The 20,546-nt window shown below is 47.7% G+C and carries 19 protein-coding genes and 1 riboswitch; of the genes, 3 read left to right on the top strand and 16 right to left on the bottom strand.

The window, feature by feature from the left end; all coding sequences use genetic code 11:
- From cobJ to MHH93_RS24330, 14 genes are all read right to left on the bottom strand, one after another.
- Positions 1-927: precorrin-3B C(17)-methyltransferase (cobJ, locus tag MHH93_RS24395; RefSeq protein WP_500056124.1), on the bottom strand; the 927-nt coding region annotated here is incomplete at its 3' end.
- A 401-nt stretch (positions 928-1,328) separates the two neighbouring features.
- Positions 1,329-1,518: riboswitch (cobalamin riboswitch) on the bottom strand.
- Between the two features lie 196 nt (positions 1,519-1,714).
- Positions 1,715-2,554 carry a uroporphyrinogen-III synthase gene (locus MHH93_RS24390; protein ID WP_500056123.1) on the bottom strand — a complete coding sequence of 280 codons (840 nt, stop codon included), beginning with the start codon at positions 2,552-2,554 and terminating at the stop codon, positions 1,715-1,717.
- Positions 2,555-2,684: 130 nt separating this feature from the next.
- Positions 2,685-3,887: a GerAB/ArcD/ProY family transporter gene (locus MHH93_RS24385; protein WP_500056122.1), complete on the bottom strand. Its 1,203-nt coding sequence runs from the start codon at positions 3,885-3,887 to the stop codon at positions 2,685-2,687.
- Positions 3,888-3,943: 56 nt separating this feature from the next.
- Positions 3,944-4,165, bottom strand: coding sequence for a hypothetical protein (locus MHH93_RS24380; RefSeq protein ID WP_440391225.1), 222 nt, complete (start codon positions 4,163-4,165; stop codon positions 3,944-3,946).
- Positions 4,158-5,357: a Ger(x)C family spore germination protein gene (locus tag MHH93_RS24375; RefSeq protein ID WP_500056121.1), complete on the bottom strand. Its 1,200-nt coding sequence runs from the start codon at positions 5,355-5,357 to the stop codon at positions 4,158-4,160. The genes MHH93_RS24380 and MHH93_RS24375 overlap by 8 nt, the downstream gene beginning before the upstream one ends.
- 4 nt (positions 5,358-5,361) lie before the next feature.
- A complete protein-coding gene (locus MHH93_RS24370) occupies positions 5,362-6,957 on the bottom strand; it encodes a spore germination protein (protein ID WP_500056120.1) in 1,596 nt (531 codons plus the stop codon).
- A 180-nt stretch (positions 6,958-7,137) separates the two neighbouring features.
- Complete coding sequence (locus tag MHH93_RS24365) at positions 7,138-7,473, bottom strand: hypothetical protein (RefSeq protein ID WP_500056119.1); 336 nt, start codon at positions 7,471-7,473, stop codon at positions 7,138-7,140.
- Between the two features lie 43 nt (positions 7,474-7,516).
- Positions 7,517-8,218: a pirin family protein gene (locus MHH93_RS24360; protein WP_500056118.1), complete on the bottom strand. Its 702-nt coding sequence runs from the start codon at positions 8,216-8,218 to the stop codon at positions 7,517-7,519.
- Positions 8,219-8,417: 199 nt separating this feature from the next.
- Positions 8,418-8,831: a DoxX family protein gene (locus tag MHH93_RS24355; protein WP_500056117.1), complete on the bottom strand. Its 414-nt coding sequence runs from the start codon at positions 8,829-8,831 to the stop codon at positions 8,418-8,420.
- Between the two features lie 58 nt (positions 8,832-8,889).
- A complete protein-coding gene (locus MHH93_RS24350) occupies positions 8,890-9,750 on the bottom strand; it encodes a M56 family metallopeptidase (RefSeq protein ID WP_500056116.1) in 861 nt (286 codons plus the stop codon).
- A 1-nt stretch (position 9,751) separates the two neighbouring features.
- Entirely contained in the window at positions 9,752-10,168 is a 417-nt protein-coding gene (locus MHH93_RS24345) for a BlaI/MecI/CopY family transcriptional regulator (protein ID WP_017691824.1), read from the bottom strand.
- A 210-nt stretch (positions 10,169-10,378) separates the two neighbouring features.
- Complete coding sequence (locus MHH93_RS24340) at positions 10,379-11,842, bottom strand: catalase (protein WP_500056127.1); 1,464 nt, start codon at positions 11,840-11,842, stop codon at positions 10,379-10,381.
- 222 nt (positions 11,843-12,064) lie between these two features.
- Positions 12,065-12,871, bottom strand: coding sequence for a winged helix-turn-helix domain-containing protein (locus tag MHH93_RS24335; RefSeq protein ID WP_421893949.1), 807 nt, complete (start codon positions 12,869-12,871; stop codon positions 12,065-12,067).
- Positions 12,847-13,242: a Fur family transcriptional regulator gene (locus tag MHH93_RS24330; RefSeq protein WP_036612807.1), complete on the bottom strand. Its 396-nt coding sequence runs from the start codon at positions 13,240-13,242 to the stop codon at positions 12,847-12,849. Before MHH93_RS24330 ends, MHH93_RS24335 begins: the two co-directional genes overlap by 25 nt.
- A gap of 275 nt (positions 13,243-13,517) precedes the next feature.
- Here MHH93_RS24330 and MHH93_RS24325 point away from each other — a divergent pair, with 275 nt between their 5' ends.
- Complete coding sequence (locus MHH93_RS24325; protein ID WP_440391217.1) at positions 13,518-14,642, top strand: GGDEF domain-containing protein; 1,125 nt, start codon at positions 13,518-13,520, stop codon at positions 14,640-14,642.
- 113 nt (positions 14,643-14,755) lie between these two features.
- Here the strand turns inward: MHH93_RS24325 and MHH93_RS24320 are convergent, their stop codons facing one another.
- Positions 14,756-15,694, bottom strand: a complete 939-nt coding sequence (locus tag MHH93_RS24320; RefSeq protein ID WP_500056115.1) for an aldo/keto reductase family protein — start codon at positions 15,692-15,694, stop codon at positions 14,756-14,758.
- A gap of 177 nt (positions 15,695-15,871) precedes the next feature.
- The gene (locus MHH93_RS24315) at positions 15,872-17,509 is read right to left on the bottom strand and encodes a hybrid sensor histidine kinase/response regulator (protein ID WP_500056114.1); all 1,638 of its coding nucleotides are present in this window, start codon (positions 17,507-17,509) and stop codon (positions 15,872-15,874) included.
- A 480-nt stretch (positions 17,510-17,989) separates the two neighbouring features.
- Between MHH93_RS24315 and MHH93_RS24310 the strand changes: the two genes are divergently transcribed.
- Both MHH93_RS24310 and nrdG read left to right on the top strand, forming a co-directional pair.
- Positions 17,990-19,951 (top strand): anaerobic ribonucleoside triphosphate reductase, encoded by a 1,962-nt coding sequence (locus MHH93_RS24310; RefSeq protein ID WP_500056113.1) that lies wholly within the window; start codon positions 17,990-17,992, stop codon positions 19,949-19,951.
- A complete protein-coding gene (nrdG, locus tag MHH93_RS24305; RefSeq protein ID WP_500056112.1) occupies positions 19,948-20,457 on the top strand; it encodes an anaerobic ribonucleoside-triphosphate reductase activating protein in 510 nt (169 codons plus the stop codon). Before MHH93_RS24310 ends, nrdG begins: the two co-directional genes overlap by 4 nt.
- Positions 20,458-20,546: the final 89 nt, after the last annotated feature.

Here is a 20,546-nt window from a genome sequence, read left to right as displayed (position 1 = left end):
AGGGGCTGGCTCCGCCTGTGGCTGCGCAGCCGATGCATCGCTGGCCGCGCTCTCGCCCGCTGCATCGCCGGAGGCGGCAGTGCGGGCTTCCCTTGCGCCGAGCGACCATGGCTCGGCTTCCGTGCGTAGTCGCTCATGAGGTCTGAGCGACTGTTCCGCGGTGTTCAGCGTGTATTTCCGCTGATACCCCCGTGGTGTGACCATGAGTCCTTCGTACATCATGGTCGAGGAATTGCCGATAATCACAGTCGTCAGCATGCCGATATCATGATTCAGCATATCCTCCAGTGTGGTCATGACAACGTCCTGACGCTCACGGTATGCACTTTTCACCAGACCTACCGGGGTCTGTGGATCACGATAACGCAGGATCATCTCCTGTGTCTCCACGATCTGGCGTGTGCGCCGTCCACTCCGTGGATTGTACAGGGCAATGACAAAATCAGCGGACGCTGCGGCTTCAACCCGGCGAATAATGGTCTCCCACGGCGTGAGATGATCACTAAGGCTGATCGTACATGCATCATGCATGACGGGAGCACCAAGCAGGGAAGCACAAGACTGAATAGCCGAAACGCCCGGAATAACTTCGACAGCAACACCCGTATCCGGCTTCCAGCCTTGCTCCATCAGCACCTCGTACACCAGACCCGCCATACCATATACGCCTGCGTCACCACTGGAAATTACGGCAACAATTTTGCCCATCTCTGCCTGTCTGACCGCTTCTTGTGCACGGCTTACTTCCTCCGTCATGCCTGTGCGCACAATCGCTTGCCCGTTTAACAAAGGTCGAATCAGATCCACATAGGTGTTGTATCCGATAATAACCTCGCTCTCCTGAAGTGCTTCGAGTGCCCGCTTCGTGATATGTTCCATAGCTCCCGGACCGAACCCGATAATCAGCAACTTGCCTTGATCTTGCATGACTTCTCCTCCTTCATCATACTTGTCGTACTGATGTAAACAGTGAAGAAGGGCGGCTATGCCGACCTTCTCCCCACATATTGCATGTTCAACTCGTCAGCTCTGTTTACTCAGACTATCGAACAAGGCTCTTACAACACCTTTTATGATCCAACTAATCTATTTCTCTACCTGCAATTTCCCGACATAGGGTAGGTATCGCAAGGATGTGCATTTATCTAAAAAAACAAAAAAATCCCATCCTTGTAACGGATGGGATACGCATGTACGTACACTCAAGAACACAGTCCCAGACTCCCAGAAGGTAGTCCTGTGACTATGTGGCCTGGAGGGGCCAGCCGGGCGAACCGATTGTTCGCCCAATTCCTGATTCTTCGTACACCACTCCTTTCCGCGAAGGGTTTGGTGACACATGCAAGGTAGGTCTCCTGGCTTTGGATCATCAGCTTCCTTTTCTGTCTTCCCCGGCTCTCCGAGTGACTTGGATCAAAAAGGGCTTCACCATTACAGTGGCGGGACCGCTCGGGACTTACACCCGATTCCCTGTTACCTCTTGCTTCACGCAAGAGCACCTTGCTTGTTTTCATTCAATATTGTTTTCATAATAACACCGTGCAGGAAATAATGTCCATGCTTATGATACTTATCCATTCTTCTATTTTCAGACAAAACAGAAAAAAGTCCTGATCCAAAAAACGGATCAGAACCTGATGTAACATATACATATAAGATTCGTTTTAAACCATGCATCTACCTAATGATTAAAACCATTCATAGTCATTGATAACTATGATTGCAGGCCACTGCTCTTGGCCACACGCCCCGCCGCAAAGTAACGTCCAAGCTCTACGATGAGCGCTCCCATCTTCTCTTCTTCCGGAATGACCAGCGCCTCAATGCCTTCTTCACGCATGGAGTTTGCTGTAACTTTACCTACAGACGCAGGAACTACACCTTGTCTGAAGGCGGCAAGCATCGGCTCAAGCTTGTCCTGGGAGGCCGCGTATTGCGTCAGGAATCTGACCTGGGGTCCACTTGTGAATGCAACCGCATCTACCTCGAAATTTAGAATCTCATTCAACAGCTGTTCCAGCTCTGCCTCTTCCGGCGGAACATGGCGGTAAGGGAGCACTTGTCTGACGATTGCACCCTGTTCTTCCAACCATGCGACAAGTTTGGGAGCTGTCTCTCCATGAAGCTGTAATATGACCTTTTTCCCTGCGAGATCGTGTGGGGCGAATTCTCGAATGAGCCCGTCCGTGCTACCGTCATCATCCCGTACCAGGGGCGTTAATCTGCGCTTCTTGAGCGCATTCACCGTCTTGTATCCCCTCGCTGCAATGGAAGATTCCGATAATACATCCAACAATTGTCCCGCGACTTCCATATCCTCAGCCATTTCAAACAACGCATCCAATCCCATACCCGTCGTTAACACCGCCCAGTCTGGCGGGTCTGAGATCCAGGATACCAGCCCATCCCTGATACTCCGATCATCCAGGAATACCGTCCCCTGTGCCGGTCGCACAAGCGGGATTCCCCCCATTTTTTCAACCAGTATGGACATTTCTTTCGATTTTCGTGGTCCTGTCAATGCTACACGCACACCTGCCAAATGTTGAGCCATCCATGTTCCCCCCGTTAGTCCAGCCGAATGTTCATCAGTCTGACTACAGTATACAGGGTACTTCTGTGAAGCGAAACTGTGCTTACCCTATTTTTGCCCGTTCATCTATAAGGATTTTTGATGGAATGTATCAGGAAGGTTGGAGTTCTCCACCGTGAGAATCCTTCCTTCCTTTCTCCTTATCCTTCCCGAAATCAACAGTTTCTTGTTCCGGTTCAGACTTTTCTTTCCCCGAATGTTCTCTCGATTTCTGATGGGAAGATCCTTGCTTATCCTTTTTGCGTGGACGAAGGAAAAGAAACAATACTACAGGAAATAGCGCTTCAAAAACAATGGCGATCCATGTCCATTCCCGGGTAAATCGATTGAGCTGAATTGCATTTCGGAAGAACCAGAATGCACAGACAAAGCCGACCAGGGCCACAGGACCTGTCAATACTTTGCCTGACACGTTTGGAACCATTCGTTTCAGTCCCCAGCATACAAAGTAGAGATCAAATGCAATCTTAGTAATCATGGTAGGCAAGGTTGCCGCTGCTAGCACCAGGTCAAAACGGTCCAGGAAATCACTGATTTGTAGCTGTCTGGCCAACTCATAAGAGGGGTATACCAGTCTTGACGCTATCGGAACTCCGATGGAAGTAATGGTCTCCACAACGATTAACATCATCAGCAATGCAGAGAGAATAATCCCCGTAGACACAGATTTGAATTTAAAGTCACTACCCTTGACTACAAAAGGCAGTGCAATCATCTCTCCGAAAAATGAGAATATGTACCAGCTCCCTTTGCCTACTCCCGCAACATCAATGTGAAAATACGGCATCAGATTATCCATATTAATCTGTTGAATAAGCATAAAAGGCACAACAACCGAGTTTAACAAGAACAGCGTCACATACAACTCTGCCATTCCAATCAAGGAACCGAGTCCACCTCTGACGATAAAGACTCCCATCACGATAAGTGATAGTACAACGATGGAAATGGGTGTTGTCTCTAGTAGCGTTATACTTATATAGTCACCTGTTAACCGGATGTCTCTCGCAAACACGAAGAAAAAAAACAAAATGTACATCAATCCCGCGAGCCTTCCCAAAAAGGGGAAACGACTGGTAAGAGCCTCAAACAGATCCTGGTCCGGAAATCTCCGTTGAACCCGGCTTACCATCCACATGGATAAGAGCATCACGAGAACCACTGGCACATACGATAGATAAGCATGTTGTTCCGCATAGTAAATAGCCTGCGCATGGGGCTGAATCAACGTGCCAGAAATACTGAGCAGCAGCACGAGCAATATCATCTGGCGGTGTGTCACTTTCTGATTCATGAAATACCTCCTTCCCTTTCGCCAATTCACAACTCACATACTCACCGTCCATAAATCTATGGCAATGGCAATAAGCGCTGGATGACGTGACTTATCCATACAGACACATATAAGGTTTTGCTCAGATGGGTTACATAGAACCAAATGCCCGTCCCCAATACAATCAGTCCATAAGATAGCCATCGATTAATGACAGCCGCTTGTTTCAAATGTCTGAAATCCATGATGATGACCACGATCGCCATGGCCAAGTAGGTATATAACAGCGGCTTAATCATGCACAATGTCCTCCTCCACTACGCCGATAGGTTTATTGCTCACCCCTACATTTTCGATAATGACATGGGGGGTAACCGTCACCTTGACTTCAGGATATATGTCATTCCATCGATCCTTCATTTTGTCCCATTCCGCTGGCAGATGTTGATGGATGGACCGACCAATTCCAAGAATGTCGGCGTGGTATTTCTCCTGCACCAGACGGACACCTTCCTCGATGTCGGATTTGATTTTCTCGTGAATCGCTTCATTTAACTTCACAATCTCGTTCTCACGCCGATCACCATAATTGGATTCGTTATCTACAAGAACACCCTTTGCATATAGCTCAATGTTCACGACCACCTTGTCATCTTTGATATATGGATGTAGTGAGGAGTTGTTCTCGTTCAGCTTGATGAACATATTTCCTTCTCCGCCAGGGGCTTTAACCATAATTTCTGGCGCATTGGCCTCTCCCATAGCCAGAATTAATGCATCTGCTGGAGCCTTATCAATCATGCCAACCAGCTTGTCTTTTTTGAAAATGGCCAATCCATCCAACTTAATGTTTGATTTGGGGTCCTTCCAACCTTCTGGAACATTGCTCACTTTCGAAGCAACCGGCAGAAACGGATCCACACCATCACTAAGAATGGCATCAATAAATGTTTTAAGTGATCGTGGATTCCGCATGTTTAGGAAGCACAACTCGCGCACCATCTCGGATGGGAACTTCTCTATAGGGGCATCCGTATCCATAACTTCGTATGCCGCACCTTTCGTCACGACCGGTAATGCAGAGAATCGGTTGAGCGGGTAGCGTGTAAACAAATCAAGCATCGGAGCCACGCCATCCCGGGCAAGATCCTCTCCAATCAGCATGGTACGGCGGTGTGCATAATAAATCTTTCGTGAGAGTGATTTTTGGCCTTCAAGTGTAGTCCCTCTCAGTGTCTTCGCGGTATTGGACAACATGAACCACGATTTATCCCCGCTTGTCCCCCCGCCACCTCCAGAACTCCCGGTAGAACCGGATTGTCCAGGCAGAGCAATCTGGAGACTGGATCTGTAATTGTCCTGCTCCTTATCAACAGCTATGCCAATCACAAAGGCAACATCATTAATTTCCTTACGATCCCAACAGCCTGCTATGAAAATGGTACATAGCAGCAACATCATCACAGTGCGGAATTTACGAATAAGAAACATGTGTTCACCATCCTTCCTCTGCTTCAGGCGAACCATTGATCTTCTCATTCATCCGTTTCTGGTTATCCTGAACCGTGGAAGGACGATTGATCATTTTCCACCACGGCACACGAATAAGAATATCCTTGGTATCTGTTTTACTATACGGGCTAAGACCTGATAGATAAGGTACACCAAAAGAAGTCATCTGTGTCAGATGTACAGAGATCAGAACCAGACCGATCACTATGCCGTACAGTCCGAGCATGCCGGCCAGCAACATGAGGGGAAATCGCAGCAGCCGTACGGTAATCGCAAAGTTAAACCGCGGAATCGTAAAGGAAGCTATACCTGTCATGGATACGATAATAACCATTGGTGCGGACACAATTCCTGCCTGGACTGCGGCCTGCCCAATTACGAGCGCACCGAGAATACTGACGGCCTGACCCACTGTTTTCGGTAACCTGACCCCTGCTTCACGGAGGGCTTCGAACGACAGTTCCATGATGAGAGCTTCCACCAAAGCTGGAAAAGGGATGGCTTCCCGTGCACCAGCAATACTTAGAATCAGCGTGGTCGGCAACATATCCTGATGAAAGGTCGTGATCGAGATATACAGTGCTGGTAGAAATAGAGCAATAGCCACGAATAAAAAGCGAATCCAGCGTACCAGATTACTGATGAAGAATCGTTCATAGTAATCCTCACTGGCCTGAAGCATCTGCCACATCGTGACCGGAGCAATTAACGCAAAGGGAGTGCCGTCTACCAAAATGGCAAATCGCCCTTCCAACAAGTTACCTGCTACTGTATCCGGGCGCTCCGAATAGTGCATCTGGGGGAATGGAGAATACGGGTGGTCTTCAATTAATTCCTCGATATAACCCGTCTCCAGAATGCCATCAATCTTAATTTTCTCCAGACGTTTCTTCGCGTCCCGAATCAACTTCGGATCAGCAACATCCTCCATATAGGTCAGAACGATATCTGTCTTGGTTTCGGTACCAAGGGTCATACTTACCATCTTGAGAGAGGGGCTTTTCAGCTTGAACCGCAATAAAGCCGTATTCACACGCAGCGTTTCGGTGAATCCCTCACGCGGTCCTCGAATCACAGATTCTGTCTGCGGTTCCTCCACCCCGCGTCTGACGCCGCCTTTTACGTTAAACATCCAGGCTTCGCTGCTTCCGTCGACCACCAGAAGTGCGGAGGATGCAAGCACTCCTTCTGTCGCAGCAGCCCAAGTTTCAACCCGCTTCACTTGCGTCAGCTCAACGGTTGTATCATCCAGTGGAACATCGGGCTCATCTGTACGTTGCTGCACCAGACCTCTAATAATCGGACGCAGCATATGCTCCTGGATATCCGCTGAGTTAACAATGCCTTCAATATAGACCAGAAGCCCTTTCACTTCCGGCGTAATCATCACATTGCGAAATACCACATCCGAGCATTCGGAGAAGATCTCCTTTACCGCTTGAATCTGAGTTTCATGTACTCTACTGATCGGCTGCCGTAGAAAAGGCGGGGACGGCAGTCCCAAAGGGATATGTTTTTTCTCTTCTGAAGCTCGTCCCGATTGCCGGGACTTGTCTTTCCCGGATGTTTTGTCCGCCATATGCCGCCCCTCCGTTTCTTGTTTTTATACAAGGTAGCTTGTGCCAGACAGCCGGGAATTATGTGGTTTATTTTTGCAAAAGTACGATTAAATTTTCTGACTTCAGACAGCAAAAAAGGCCCCTGTATTTAACAGAGACCTTCTTATCTTATTTCAGATCCTAATCAAGCTATTTTGTAGTTAATCTGCGAAATAATCTTCAGGCACATAGCGAATCTCGGACTTCGCATAGATGGTTAACGTGTGACTCTCCCTGTTGTACACTACCCGTCCACCATCTACGTAGTACCAGTGCTTCAAAAGGGGCTGATCCTTGCGCTGTACGAAACGAAATACGTTTAATTCCTGTCTAAGCTCCATAATCTGTTCCACAATCTGCTCGTCCAGACCCGTCACGGTAAATAGGAAACCTGTACCCTCCTGTTGGAATCGATAGGACAGGGAATCTGTTTTGCTATTCGCCAGTCCTCGCCCGGTCACCGCATGTTTGACCATAAACCATTCCTGTTGCGCCATACGTGTATATCCTCCTTCATCTTGGAGTTCATTTCATCAGCATTTACGGCAAATCAATCAACATAAAGAACGTATCTTCGTTTGCTTGCAGCTCAATTGAGTTCTGCTGTGCCACACGAGCCGTATCGCCTTCGTTCAACGGGTAATCTCCATCCAATCCCAGCTTGCCTTCGATGGAGAAAATGTACATCCGGCGGTCCGTTTCCTGATGGAAGGTTAACGTTTCGTTTTTGGCTAATCGGCCGAGATATATCGTCATATCCTGATGAATGGACGCAACTCTTGGTCCCCCATCCGGGGATACAATCGGCACGAGTGCTCCTGCCAGGGCCGCTGGATCAAATGATGTGGTCTCATAGGATGGCTCCAACCCTCTCGTATGCGGCATGAACCAGAGCTGAAGCAGACGTACTTCTTCCGTATCGGATGCATTATGCTCGGTATGAATCATGCCACTGCCTGCTGACATTCGCTGAATACCGCCAAAACCTGTAACGGCCACATTGCCCAGATTATCTTCATGTCGTAACTTGCCGCTGAGTACGATGGATACAATCTCCATATCACTATGTGGATGTGCCCCAAAACCGCGTCCAGGCGCAATCACATCGTCGTTCGCTACCCGCATCGGTCCAAACGCCGTATTCTCCGGGTCTTGGTATTCTCCGAAAGAAAAGCTGTGACTTCCACGGAGCCAGCCTCGATCGAAGCTGGAACGGGCATCGGATGGAATGACGTTAATCATAAAATGCATCCTCCTTATTTTTTCTTAGTAGCATACTTATTCTCATTGTAACAAACCTCAGGCATCTCGTACAAACGAAAAAAGTTCTCTACCGATCAGCCCGGTTCGAAAATTCAATTCCCGAACCGGCCTGGCCAATAAAGAACCTTGTTACAGGACTAATCCTGCACTTCATTATTTTGTAGTAATCGTTAATCGATTAAGCACTCACTTTCTGGCGAGCATTCCCCTGTCTGGAGAACATATAATCCACAGCCAGAAAGCGGCTTCCTGTGAAGAGCAGCGTCAGGGAACCCGCCAGTAACAGGTAATCCAACTCGGTACCACCCATGAACGGCTCGCCCACTTTGGCTGTAAGCAGAACGCCACCCATAACGATGACAAACAGGGCAGCAAACACGCGTGTTCCCAAGCCCAGAATCATCGCCGCACCACCTACCAACTCAATGATCGCCACGACGGATGCAAGAAATCCGGGAATACCGATACTTTCGAAAAATCCTACCGTACCGCTAATTCCACCTTCGAATTTACTCCAACCGTGCAATACAAAGATCAAACCAATCATAATCCTGGAGAAAAGCAGTCCAATCTCTACACTTTTATTATTCATGTTCATCTTCCTTCCTCGTTATATTCGACATATTCGACCTCACATTTAGCCAAATTAACTATCCGATGGACCAGACAAACAAGATAGACAGCAATAGGAAAACAGTAGCCGACATCAGAACAGCATAACGTGGCAATCTTAGCGTCACGTCCTGTTCCGGATCAAGCAGACGTGAAATTCGGACATTTACCGACGTATCGGCAAATGAGGATTGAACGGTCAGTTCTTTTGCCCCCCAAGGTTCAGGACAAGCACGGAGCAGCTTGAGCAAAGCACTACCAATGCCTGCCACATTGCCTGTACGTTCAATGGCCTCATTGTCTGCCAGAATTTCTCTAACGATATGATATTGCTTTGAAGTGTGCTTCAAAACGGGAATGTACGGCATCATGATTGCAAATACCGACAGCAACGTCGTTTTCAGAGGATCACGGTGCCACAGATGATGTACTTCATGATAGACAACCGCTACCTCCTCTTCCGCATCAAGCATGTCCAGCAGCCCAGTGGAAAGTACAATATAGGGTCTCCATAGACCAATGGTAAATGCCACGGGTGAAGGCTTGTCCACCACAATGAAACTTGGCTGTCCCAGATCATGATACGTGGACTCCAGCTCGCTGGATAGCGCCCGAATCTCCATGGAGCGGAGCTTGCGGATTGCTGCCCGTGTTTTCATCATTCGAACCGTAAGCAACCAGCCTGTTCCCGCAAATGTCAGCAAGACCAGTGCCAGCAAGAAATGTCCCACGGATAACCAGCCCAAGCGACTCATCCAATGATTGCAGAGCCAGAGCAGATTAAACGGGATATCCCAGCCAAAAATTTTGTACATCGCGTACATGAACATCTGCATGAACACGAGTAACGGAATGCCAAACCCGACGGTAAACAAAAGTTTCGAGCGGGTCTTCCACATGTTAATCGCTATCCTTTTTCCATTGTTTGATCTTCTGTTCCAGGCGTTCAATTAGACCCGCATCCGCTTCATCCAGCGCATCCAGCATATGATTCAATGCCAGTGCTCCGAATTCATCCACCAACTCATGTGACAGTTCCTTGGATTGGTCGTTCATAAACTCCTCCTTGCTCTGTACCGGCTGGTACAACGATGTTCTGCCCTTTTGTGACTTGCCAAGCAGTCCCTTATCCACGAGCCGGTTCATTACGGTCATGACTGTATTGAAATTGACGTCTTTGTCTTGTTCAAGTGCGGTCTGCACTTCACGAATGCTGCTGCCAGGACGTGCCCATAAAATGTCCATGATCTTGGCTTCCAGCGGACCAAAAAATCGGTTGAGCCCACGCTCACCCACTTTAAAATTGTGTATTCTCATTTTCTGACACCCCTCACACTACCCATTGTAGTGCCATCAAATGAGAAGTCAACCTCTATGTCAGCTATTTTATGTAAATGATTTGTAAATTTGTTTTCCATTTCAGCAAAAAAAGCGAAAGACCGGGGAGTTCCGCACGTTCACGGTTCTGCCCAGTCTTCACTGAATATCAGTCCATTTTATGTTATGAAAACAGGATCAAACTGTACTTTATTGTCCATCCTGTGATGGCATATGTGCAGAAATATCCACACCGAGTCCATGAGCCAAACGTCCACCAAGCTGTCCATCTGCCCGGAAGAAATGGCACAGAGCGCGCATTTGAATATCGACAGATACTCCCTTGAGGTCATTGATCAGATTATCCAGCAGATGCTGCTGCTCTACAGGGGTAAATGAACGGAAAAGCTCTCCTGCTTGCGTGTAATCATCCGTTTTCTCGATTTTCTCGCGTGTAACATGCCCTTGCAATGGAACCTGACTGTCGCGGTATGCCGAATCTTCCTGTGGGCTGCTTTCGGTACTGTTCGGTTCATAGTTCACCGGAGATGGGTCCTGATTCACATTCATGAGTCCATCACGCTGGTGGTTACGAACAGGTGCGTAAGGGCAATTCACCGGAATTTGCAAATAGTTCGTTCCAAGCCGGTGCCGCTGTGTATCCGGATAGGAGAATAAGCGTCCTTGCAGCAATTTGTCTTCGGAAGGCTCAATGCCAGGTACAAGCGCACTTGGAGAAAAAGCAGCCTGCTCTACTTCAGCAAAGAAGTTTTGTGGATTCCGGTTCAGGGTCATGGTGCCTACCGTATGGAACGGCAGAACATCTTCAGGCCATGTTTTGGTTGGGTCGAGTGGGTCAAAAGCAAAATCATCCATTTGCTCCGGCTTCAAGAGCTGAACCTGTAACTTCCACTGCGGGTATTGCCCATTTTTGATATGTTCATGGAGATCCCGGGTAGCATGGTTAAAGTCCTGTCCTTGTACCTCGGCAGCTTCCTGACGAGAGAAGCCTCGGACCCCTTGTGCAGACTCCCACTTGTATTTCACATAATGGACCTGCCCCTGAGCATTAATCCATTTGAACGCATGTACGCCGAAACCATCCATCTCCCGATAACTGGCCGGTGTGCCCAGATCTGAGAACAACCAGGTCATCATATGCGTTGATTCTGGTGAGAGGGTCATGAAGTCCCAATAGCGGGCTGGTTCCTGAATGTTCGTATCCGGAGCCGGCTTAAGGGAATGAACCATATCGGGAAACTTCATCGCATCACGAATGAAAAACACAGGCAGATGGTTACCAACGATATCATAGTTGCCTTCCCGCGTGTAGAATTTGACGGCAAATCCACGCGGATCTCGTGCAGTCTCTGGTGATCCAGTACCGTGAATAACGGTTGAAAAACGAACCAGCACATCCGTCTCCGTACCCGGCTCTTGCAGGAAGTCCGCTGTTGTATATTGCTTCATGCTCTGCTCTAGCGTGAATACGCCATGAGCACCTGCTCCTCTCGCATGTACGACTCTTTCGGGAATACGTTCACGGTCAAAGTGGGCTATTTTCTCAATGAGATGGTAGTCTTCAAGTAGTGTCGGTCCTCTTCTGCCTGCTGTGCGGGAGTTCTGGTTATCACCTACAGGTGCTCCCTGATTGGTAGTCATACGTTCTGCCATCATGTCGTCCTCCTCTAATGGATCTCACGGTTGCTATATCTACTATTAAGATCATATTCGGCATCAATATAAATATACATTTAGACTTGATCTAACTGTTAAATTGATTCTAACATGTCCTACTCTTCTCTTGCATGAGGTTCACATGAGTTTAAGATGAGGTTCTTCATCACTTCATGAATGAACGATGAACATACTTTTCAGGCAACAAAAAAAAGCGGACTAATCCGCCAGGCGGTAGCCCACTCCTCTTACTGTTACGATATATTGCGGCGAAGACGCGTTATCGCCCAATTTTTTGCGCAAGCTTTTGATATGAACATCCACCACATTACTTCCACCCGTAAAGTCTGTCTCCCAGATATCGCTGAGCATCTCCTCACGGGAAATGACTGCGCCTTTGGCATCAATCAACTTGAGTAACAGATCATATTCGGTCTTGGTTAGATGAATCCGGTTATTATCGCGCTGCACACTCATTCGTTCACGATCGAGCCACAGATCCTTGAATCCGACACGCTGTCCTTCCTCAGGCAAAAAACCACGTTTGGGCAGCGCTGGACTGTTGCCAATCATACGCTGCACCCGGTAAAGTGCTTCCTGCGGACGTGCAGGCCACACCAGCAATTCCTCCTGAAGCATCGGTCCACTGGCGCTGCCGATCATCTTCTCACCGACCAGATACAGACAAGGTGTTGTATGCTCAGCCTCACGATTCAATCGGCTGCTAATGCCGGCAAAGGCATCGATCGTTCCGGCAACAGACAGGTCATAGATCAACAGATCGAAGACCAGTCGCTCATGCAGATCCGGTTCCCAACGGTGAAAGACCAGTACATCGAAGCAGCTATCCGTTAAGGCCTTTACCAGTTCATGAACCTGCCCCGGCATGGGGCTGATCAGAATAACACGGCGTGTAACAGGACAATTGTCCACAAGGGGTGCTGCATCGGACAGGGCCGGTTTAACCCTAAGCGGTAAACGGCGGCCAGGAAGTTTTATTTTTACTTGATCCGTTTGTTTCTGCATTCCCCGCAGACACCTCCAAAGACCACATGAGCATGATCGATTGCATATCCGGTTTCTTCAGCTACCTGTTTCATCCATTGTGGAGGCACCTCTGTCATCACCTCGTCCACTTTGCCGCACACTTCACACATAATGTGCTGATGATCATCCATACGAGCATCATACCGGCTGGCTGTCTCTCCGAGTTTAAGCTCCCGTATTAATTCTTTGTCCGTGAGATAACGAAGAGAATTATACACTGTACCATAGGCCAGATTATACCCTTGTTCCACGAGTCGATTCATAACATCAGCAGCTGTCGGGTGATCCTCCGAATGGCGCACCACATCATATACCGCTTGTCGTTGTATCGTCAGATTTAAAGTTCTCACAACCATTTCTCCTTTATCATTGATCCATTTTATATGAAATCAGACACCGATCTTCTGCTTATGATGGTTTTCCCAAACAAGAAGGAATACATTTTGATTTAGATTAAGTATAAATCTCATTGTATATTGAAGTCAATATGCACCCCAGCAATCCGGATATGGAATTAAAAACACCTTTCCCATTAATCCCCTCAATAATTTGGGATAATATGGTTCGCTACAGCACCATTTTTCAGATAAAATATAGGGATGTGCGTATAAAGGGGGAATGTCGGTTGTTAAGCACGTTTTTCATCAATATCTGTGTCATGATTACGTTTATGTATGTGTCCGGGATCATCGCCAAGTTCTATAGAATCCGATTGCCTTTTCCCTCATTACGTGTTCAGTTGATCGGCGGCTTATTATTCGGCATATATGGCACAGTTCTCATGAACTATTCCTTCCCTCTGAACGAGACGACAATTGTAGATCTACGGCATCTGGCCATCGTTACCGCAGCAGTATATCTGGGAGGAATGGCTTCGGTCGTTACGGGACTTGTGATCTCGGTCCTTCGAATTCTGATGTTCGGCATGTCATCCTCTGCCATCGATGCAGGATTTGTTATGACTCTGATCGGACTATCCGGTGTATATTTCGCTTATGCTTCCTGGTCCCGACTAACCAAAATTATTACGATGAATCTGCTCGGCATAACGTTAATCTTTATCATCCTTATGTTAAATACAGACAGCATGAATTCATTAATGAAGGTATATCCGTTACAAATGACCATTTCCTTCGTCGGTGGAATATTTATCTTTATCATCGCAGAATTCATCAATAAATCCAATGAGATGTTATTCCTTTTGGAGAGAAGAGCATCTACCGATCATCTTACCAATCTTAGCAATCGACGACAGTTCGAAAAATCACTTCAACTGGAACTTCAGCGTGCGCGTGATTACCAGCAAAAGCTGTCCTTGCTTGCCATTGATATTGACCGGTTCAAAAAAGTAAACGACACGTATGGTCATTCTGCCGGCGATGCGGTCCTGAAGCAACTTGGACAACTGCTCGTTGAGCATGCCCGATCTGCCGATATTGTGTCACGAAACGGCGGGGAAGAATTCGCCATTCTCTTGCTCGACTGTGGAAACCGTCAGGCAATGGCTACTGCTGAATCTATCCGCCAGTCAGTAGAGAAATACCATTTTGCTCTGCCCGACGGCCACACGACACGTCTGACCATCTCCATTGGTGTAGCCGTGTATCCGGATCATTGTGATACTCATGACGATGACGACTTTTTCGAACAGGCCGACCGCGCTCTATACGAAGCCAAGAATACAGGGCGTAACCGCGTGTGTGCCTTACCTTTTCGCTCCTTGTCTCTTACACTTAAAAATGGGATCTAACCGTTCAACGCGATCCAAAAAAAGGATGTCTTGTTGGCCTATTCAGGCGGACAGGACATCCCTTGCTTTATGGACTATTGCATATCATCTCAGCTTGTAGCTATAACAGAAGATCAGGCAAGGATGCTCTCAATCTCCTCGACAATGGCAGCATCCAGCTTCACGCCAGATGCAGCGGCATTCTCTTTTACCTGTTCGGGACGACTCGCCCCTACAAGTGCACTGGATACATTGTTCTGGCGCAGAATCCAGGCCAGGGCCAATTGGCCAACCTTCAGATCCAGCTTGTCCGCCACTTCAATCAGTTGACGAACTTTCCCGATGCGATCCGCATTGATCTTTCCTTCATCCCATCCCAGCTTAGCCGCACGGCTATTCTCTGGGATATCGGATACGGATGTATATTTCCCGGTCAATAGACCTTGAGCAAGAGGAGAGTATACGACTTGTCCGATCCCTTTACGTTCACCGAGCGGGATAATCTCATTTTCGATATATCGGTCAAACATGTTGTACACCGGTTGATTGACCACGATATGATCCAGGAGCAGACGGTCTGCTGTACCCAACGCAGCTTCCATCTGAGCCGCAGTCCACTGGCTGACGCCAACATACAATACTTTGCCTTGACGTACCAGATCATCAAGCGCGCGGAGTGTTTCTTCAATTGGTGTTTCTGTATGATAACGATGGCAATAATAGATATCCACATATTCAACGCCTAAGCGCTTCAAGCTGGCTTCACATTGCTCCTTGATATGTTTGCGAGACAGCCCCTGGTCATTGGGACCATCGCCCATTTTGCCAAATACTTTGGTTGCAAGCACATAGGAGTCACGGGAGTACGCTTTGAGTGTCTGCCCAAGCAGTTCCTCTGCTGCACCGCGCTCGTACACATTGGCTGTATCAAAAAAGTTGATGCCTTCATCGAATGCAGTTTCAATTGATTTCACCGCATTTTCACGTTCCACATACCCTCCGTACGTCAGCCAGCTTCCCAGGCTGATCTCGCTCACTTTCAGTCCGCTTCCACCTAATCTGCGATAATCCATTGATTGCATATCCTCCTCTATTGGTTATAAAGATGAAGTTCACACTCTATTGTAACGTAACCAGCCCAGATGAAAAGAAGTTTTGGCTCAGAAAATGGAAAATTCAAAAGCAGAAACCAAAGAAGCGCACCCATTCCAGGTGCGCCAACTAAGAAAATCCTTCATTGGTCTGATCATTTAAGGCAGCGTAATACTTAGTGCATTCAACAGATCAGCTTGTCTGACCGGCTTCGTCAGAACAGCATCGAAGATCTCCGCGTCATGCAGGTCAATTTGCATGCCATAGGGTACCAGAACAATGACAGGCAAATCCTCAAGTCGCTGTTTCATATCATGTACAAATTTAACTGCTCCGCCTTCCTGAAGCCCCATATCTACAATGGCTACATCCGGCTTGAAGCCCTCCTTGATCCACTCATGCGCTACACTCGATCCTGAGGTCATATGCACATCCATATCCCATCTGCGCATCAGGGAAGAAACACCCTGCAATATATCAGGGTCCTTGGCGAGCAGTACCTTTATGCCTTTTAACCGCTGCTGAATACTTGCGAGTTGAGGTAACTCCCAGTATCTGCGTAACGGAAGAGCAATATGAAATTCCGTCTCATTCTCCTCCGCACTATTCACCTGAATACGGCCATGCATAAGAATCGCAAGGTTTTGGCTTACTGCCAAACCCAGATTGCTACCGATCAGCTTTTGAATATCCAAAGGTCCAACCTGAGCGTTAAAGGTACGCATCTTTTTATCCGACAACATCTGACCGGTGTACTTCACCTTGAGCAGCAGTGTACCCGTCTCCTCCGTATCTTCTCCGTTCACCACTGCCGTAATCAGCACTGAACCTTCACGCGTTGAATCGAGGGCATATTGAATAACATGTGCAAGCAGCTGTCCGATCTTGACCTCATCACCAACAAATACTTGGGACACATTTAATTCAAGATTTAACCCCAGCTCAATGTTCTTGCCCGCCGCAATCCCTGCATAGAGATAGACGGTATTCTCGATGATACCTACTAGATCGAATGGATCATCATGTATAACTGTTTTACCTGACTCATTAATGTTGAAATTCATCATATTGTTCAGTAAGGAAAGCAGTATATTGCCGCTTGTCTCAATCATATTCACATATTCTGACTGCTCCTCGGACATATCCGGAGTGCGCATCAGATCTGTCAGTCCCAGAATACCGTTCAGTGGATTGCGAATCTCATGACTCATTAGCTTGAGCATCTGCGCTTTGGTCACGGCCTCCGATTCGGCACGTTCTTTCTCTGCCTGTAGCTGCTCTTGCATCTGTTCCGAATCATTCAATTTCCGCTCCTGAACATGCAAAGTGCTCTCCAAGTCCACAACATATCCCAGAAACACTGCCATCGCATTCAGGGTCTTCATGTCCGTTTCACTAATCACATAATCCGGCTCGTCCATCAGACATATGGTTCCGAATGCTTCACCAGATCTTCGCATGATGGGTACACCCAAGAAAAAGCGATTCCCAAGCTCGCTCGTGACATCCATGGATCGCGTCATCGGATGTTCACATGTATCCTGAATGGTAAGGGTTTTATATTTATCTTCTAATACCAGGCTGCAATACGAATCCGTGAATGGAAGTACACTACCTTTAACAATTAACTCTTCCGTAAGATTAAAAGCCTCCAAAATGACATTGGTCACCCCGTCATTCGTGGCAACAAAGATGGTATTGACCTTTAATATACCGCTTAATACGTCCACGATATGGGCCGCAGCTTCCTTTATATCATCATAGAAGCCTCTCGTAATGCCTTCTGCCGTCCCCATGATTCACCCCTCTTGTCTTAGCTGCACTTTCAAATCTGTATATCAGAATGTTTAATCACGTACAGGGGCCATCAAAAATCCGAATAGTTGTCACATTCTATACTTATATGATTAACACCGTAGAAGTATAAGAGAATCATACTTCCTGATTATTGCCCTTTTGCGTTCAAATGCAAGGTCTTAACGGATGGTTTAACCAACCGAAAGTCAAGTCCAAATGTCATTTCAGGTCGATAAAGTCCATCTTGTCTGAATTCAATTATTATCCTTGCAGGATAACTAGAAATTATACGCTTCTACTCAGACTTTGGGAACCTTTACCCCCAGCAATTAAAGGAAAGTCATCTTTGCCCACTTCGTGGTGTGACCATTATCACACCCAATAAACCACATATAGTTTATAAATGGATAAGACGAATCTACATATAGTATTTAACGTGAATTGAATGATATTCAAAATCATTTTAGGAGGAACCTTACATGAACATGCTTGAGTATGCCACTCCACCGGCATCCGATCTATTATCCGACCTGGGAAGACGCATTATTGGCGCAGAAGACGCCGATACACTGAGGGAAAATGCGAATTTGAACGGGGACTCCTTCAGCGGAAAAATGAGCAGGCTCGGTTCGGAGACCGCCAAGTGGCATGCTCTGCGTCATGTGTTGCCGGAAGAACTTGCCCAAGCTGTGGAGAACGGAGATCTGTATGTACACGATCTGGATCAGTATGCACTTGGAACGACCAACTGCATCTTTATCCCGTTTGACCGTCTCCTTGCTGCGGGTTTCAATACAGGCAACGGATCGGTTCGCACACCTCAGACAATCATGTCGGCCATGGCTTTGGTTGCGATCATCTTCCAATCCCAGCAGAACAGTCAGTATGGTGGTGTATCGGCCAATAAAATTGACTGGGATTTGGCCCCTTATGTACAGCGATCGTTCCGCAAACATTATCGTAAAGGGCAACGTCTCTTTGGTGAGCATGTCCTGCTCGAAGATGAACAGCTATATCTGGACAGCATTGAAGCGAAGAATCAGTGCCCACGCGCATATGCTTTCGCCTATGAGGAGACTGAATTGGAGACAGGACAAGCTGCTGAATCACTGATTCACAATCTGAATACGATGAGCAGCCGGGCGGGTGGACAGATTCCATTCACATCACTGAACTATGGATTATGTACTTCTGCGGAAGGACGGTTGGTATCACGTTCATTGCTCGAAGCAACGATTCGTGGGCTGGGCAACGGGGAAACTCCCGTGTTCCCTCAACATATTTTCCAATGTAAACAGGGAATCAATCAGGCTCAAGGCGAGCCAAACTATGACTTGTTCCGCCTCGCAGTCACCTGTTCATCCCGGCGGATGTATCCTAACTTTGTCAATGTGGACGCCTCTTTCAATCTGCCTTATTATCATGCGGAAGATCCGGATACGATTATCGCAACTATGGGATGCCGCACACGTACACTGGCTGACCGTTTTGGCCGTAATCGTCAAAGTGGTAAAGGGAATCTGTCCTTCAACACCATTAATCTGGTCAAGCTCGGCATCCGGTTTGGCATCTGCCAAGGTGCCAGAGCTGTTGCGGATCGGGCAGGATTCTACACTGCTTTGGAATCCGTAATGCATAATGCCGCTTCCGGCCTGCTGCATCGCTACCGCATTCAGACAGCCCAGCCTGCCAAGGCATCGGACTTCATGATGCGTGAAGGTGTATGGGAAGGTGGAGAACAGCTTGCTCCAAACGAGCCCGTTGCCGATCTATTAAAGCACGGAACGTTATCTCTTGGTTTTATCGGTCTCGCTGAATGTATGACAGCTCTCTATGGACGCCATCATGGGCAGGACCCTCATGTACATCGCGAAGCACTCAACATTATTCGGACCATGAGAGAGTTCTGTGACAAGATGAGCGAGCAGCATAACCTGAATATCACCCTGTTTGCCACACCTGCGGAAGGGTTATCTGGCAAATTCACGAAGATCGACAGAGAACGTTATGGCCTCATTCCAGGAGTTAATGATCGGGAGTATTATACGAACTCATTCCATATCCCTGTCTATCATACTCTTCCAGCTTATCGGAAGATTGAACTGGAGGCCCCGTTCCATACGTTATGCAATGCGGGCGCAATCTCCTATGTGGAGCTGGACGGTAACGTTCGAGCCAACACCGCAGCTTTCCTGCGAATCGTGCAGTATGCACTGGCACAGGATATCGGATATTTTTCCATTAATCATCCGATTGATCGCTGCCCTGCATGTGGTTATGAAGGGGTCATCGGGGATGTATGCCCAAATTGTGAAGTCCATGAGGACCATGTGCACTTCCAGCGGTTGCGTCGTGTAACGGGCTATCTGACTGGAGATTACAAAGTACGCTTCAATGCTGCGAAACAGGCCGAAGTACGGGATCGGGTGAAACACCGGTGAATCTGTATGGATACATCCCGGAATCGGTAAACGAAGGGACAGGCCTGCGTGCCGTGTTGTTCATCAGCGGATGTCGACACGCCTGTCCGGGCTGCTTCAGTCCGGATTCATGGAGCTTTCGAGCGGGTGAGCCCTTTACAGAGGAGCGGCAGCAGCAGATTCTGTATGAAGTGACGACCCATCCTTTGCTGGATGGCGTTACGTTATGTGGTGGTGATCCCTTTTTCTCGGCACCAGAATGTACGTCATGGGTTCAGCAGCTCCGCGCTGCACGTCCTGATCTGACAGTATGGGCTTACACGGGATTCGAATATGAAGAGCTGGTCACCGATTCTGCAAGAGCAGAGCTTGCCCGGTTGTGCGACGTCATAATTGACGGGCGATACGTTGAAGCAGAGCGTGATGTCTCCCTGCCCTTCCGCGGCAGTCGGAATCAACGGTTGATCGATGTCAATGCAACACGAGCCACTCAGACTATCGTTACGATGCAGCTCAGTATGCTGTAAACAATGGTTTTAATCCCCTCACGAAACTAACAAGGCACGGGTCCCCAGCGGACTCGTGCCTTATTGGCATATAGCGGTCTGCTTTAAGA

It is taken from the genome of Priestia sp. FSL H7-0729, assembly GCF_038005685.1.
GTDB lineage: Bacteria > Bacillota > Bacilli > Paenibacillales > Paenibacillaceae > Paenibacillus.
This window is presented reverse-complemented; position numbering and strand designations above follow the sequence as displayed.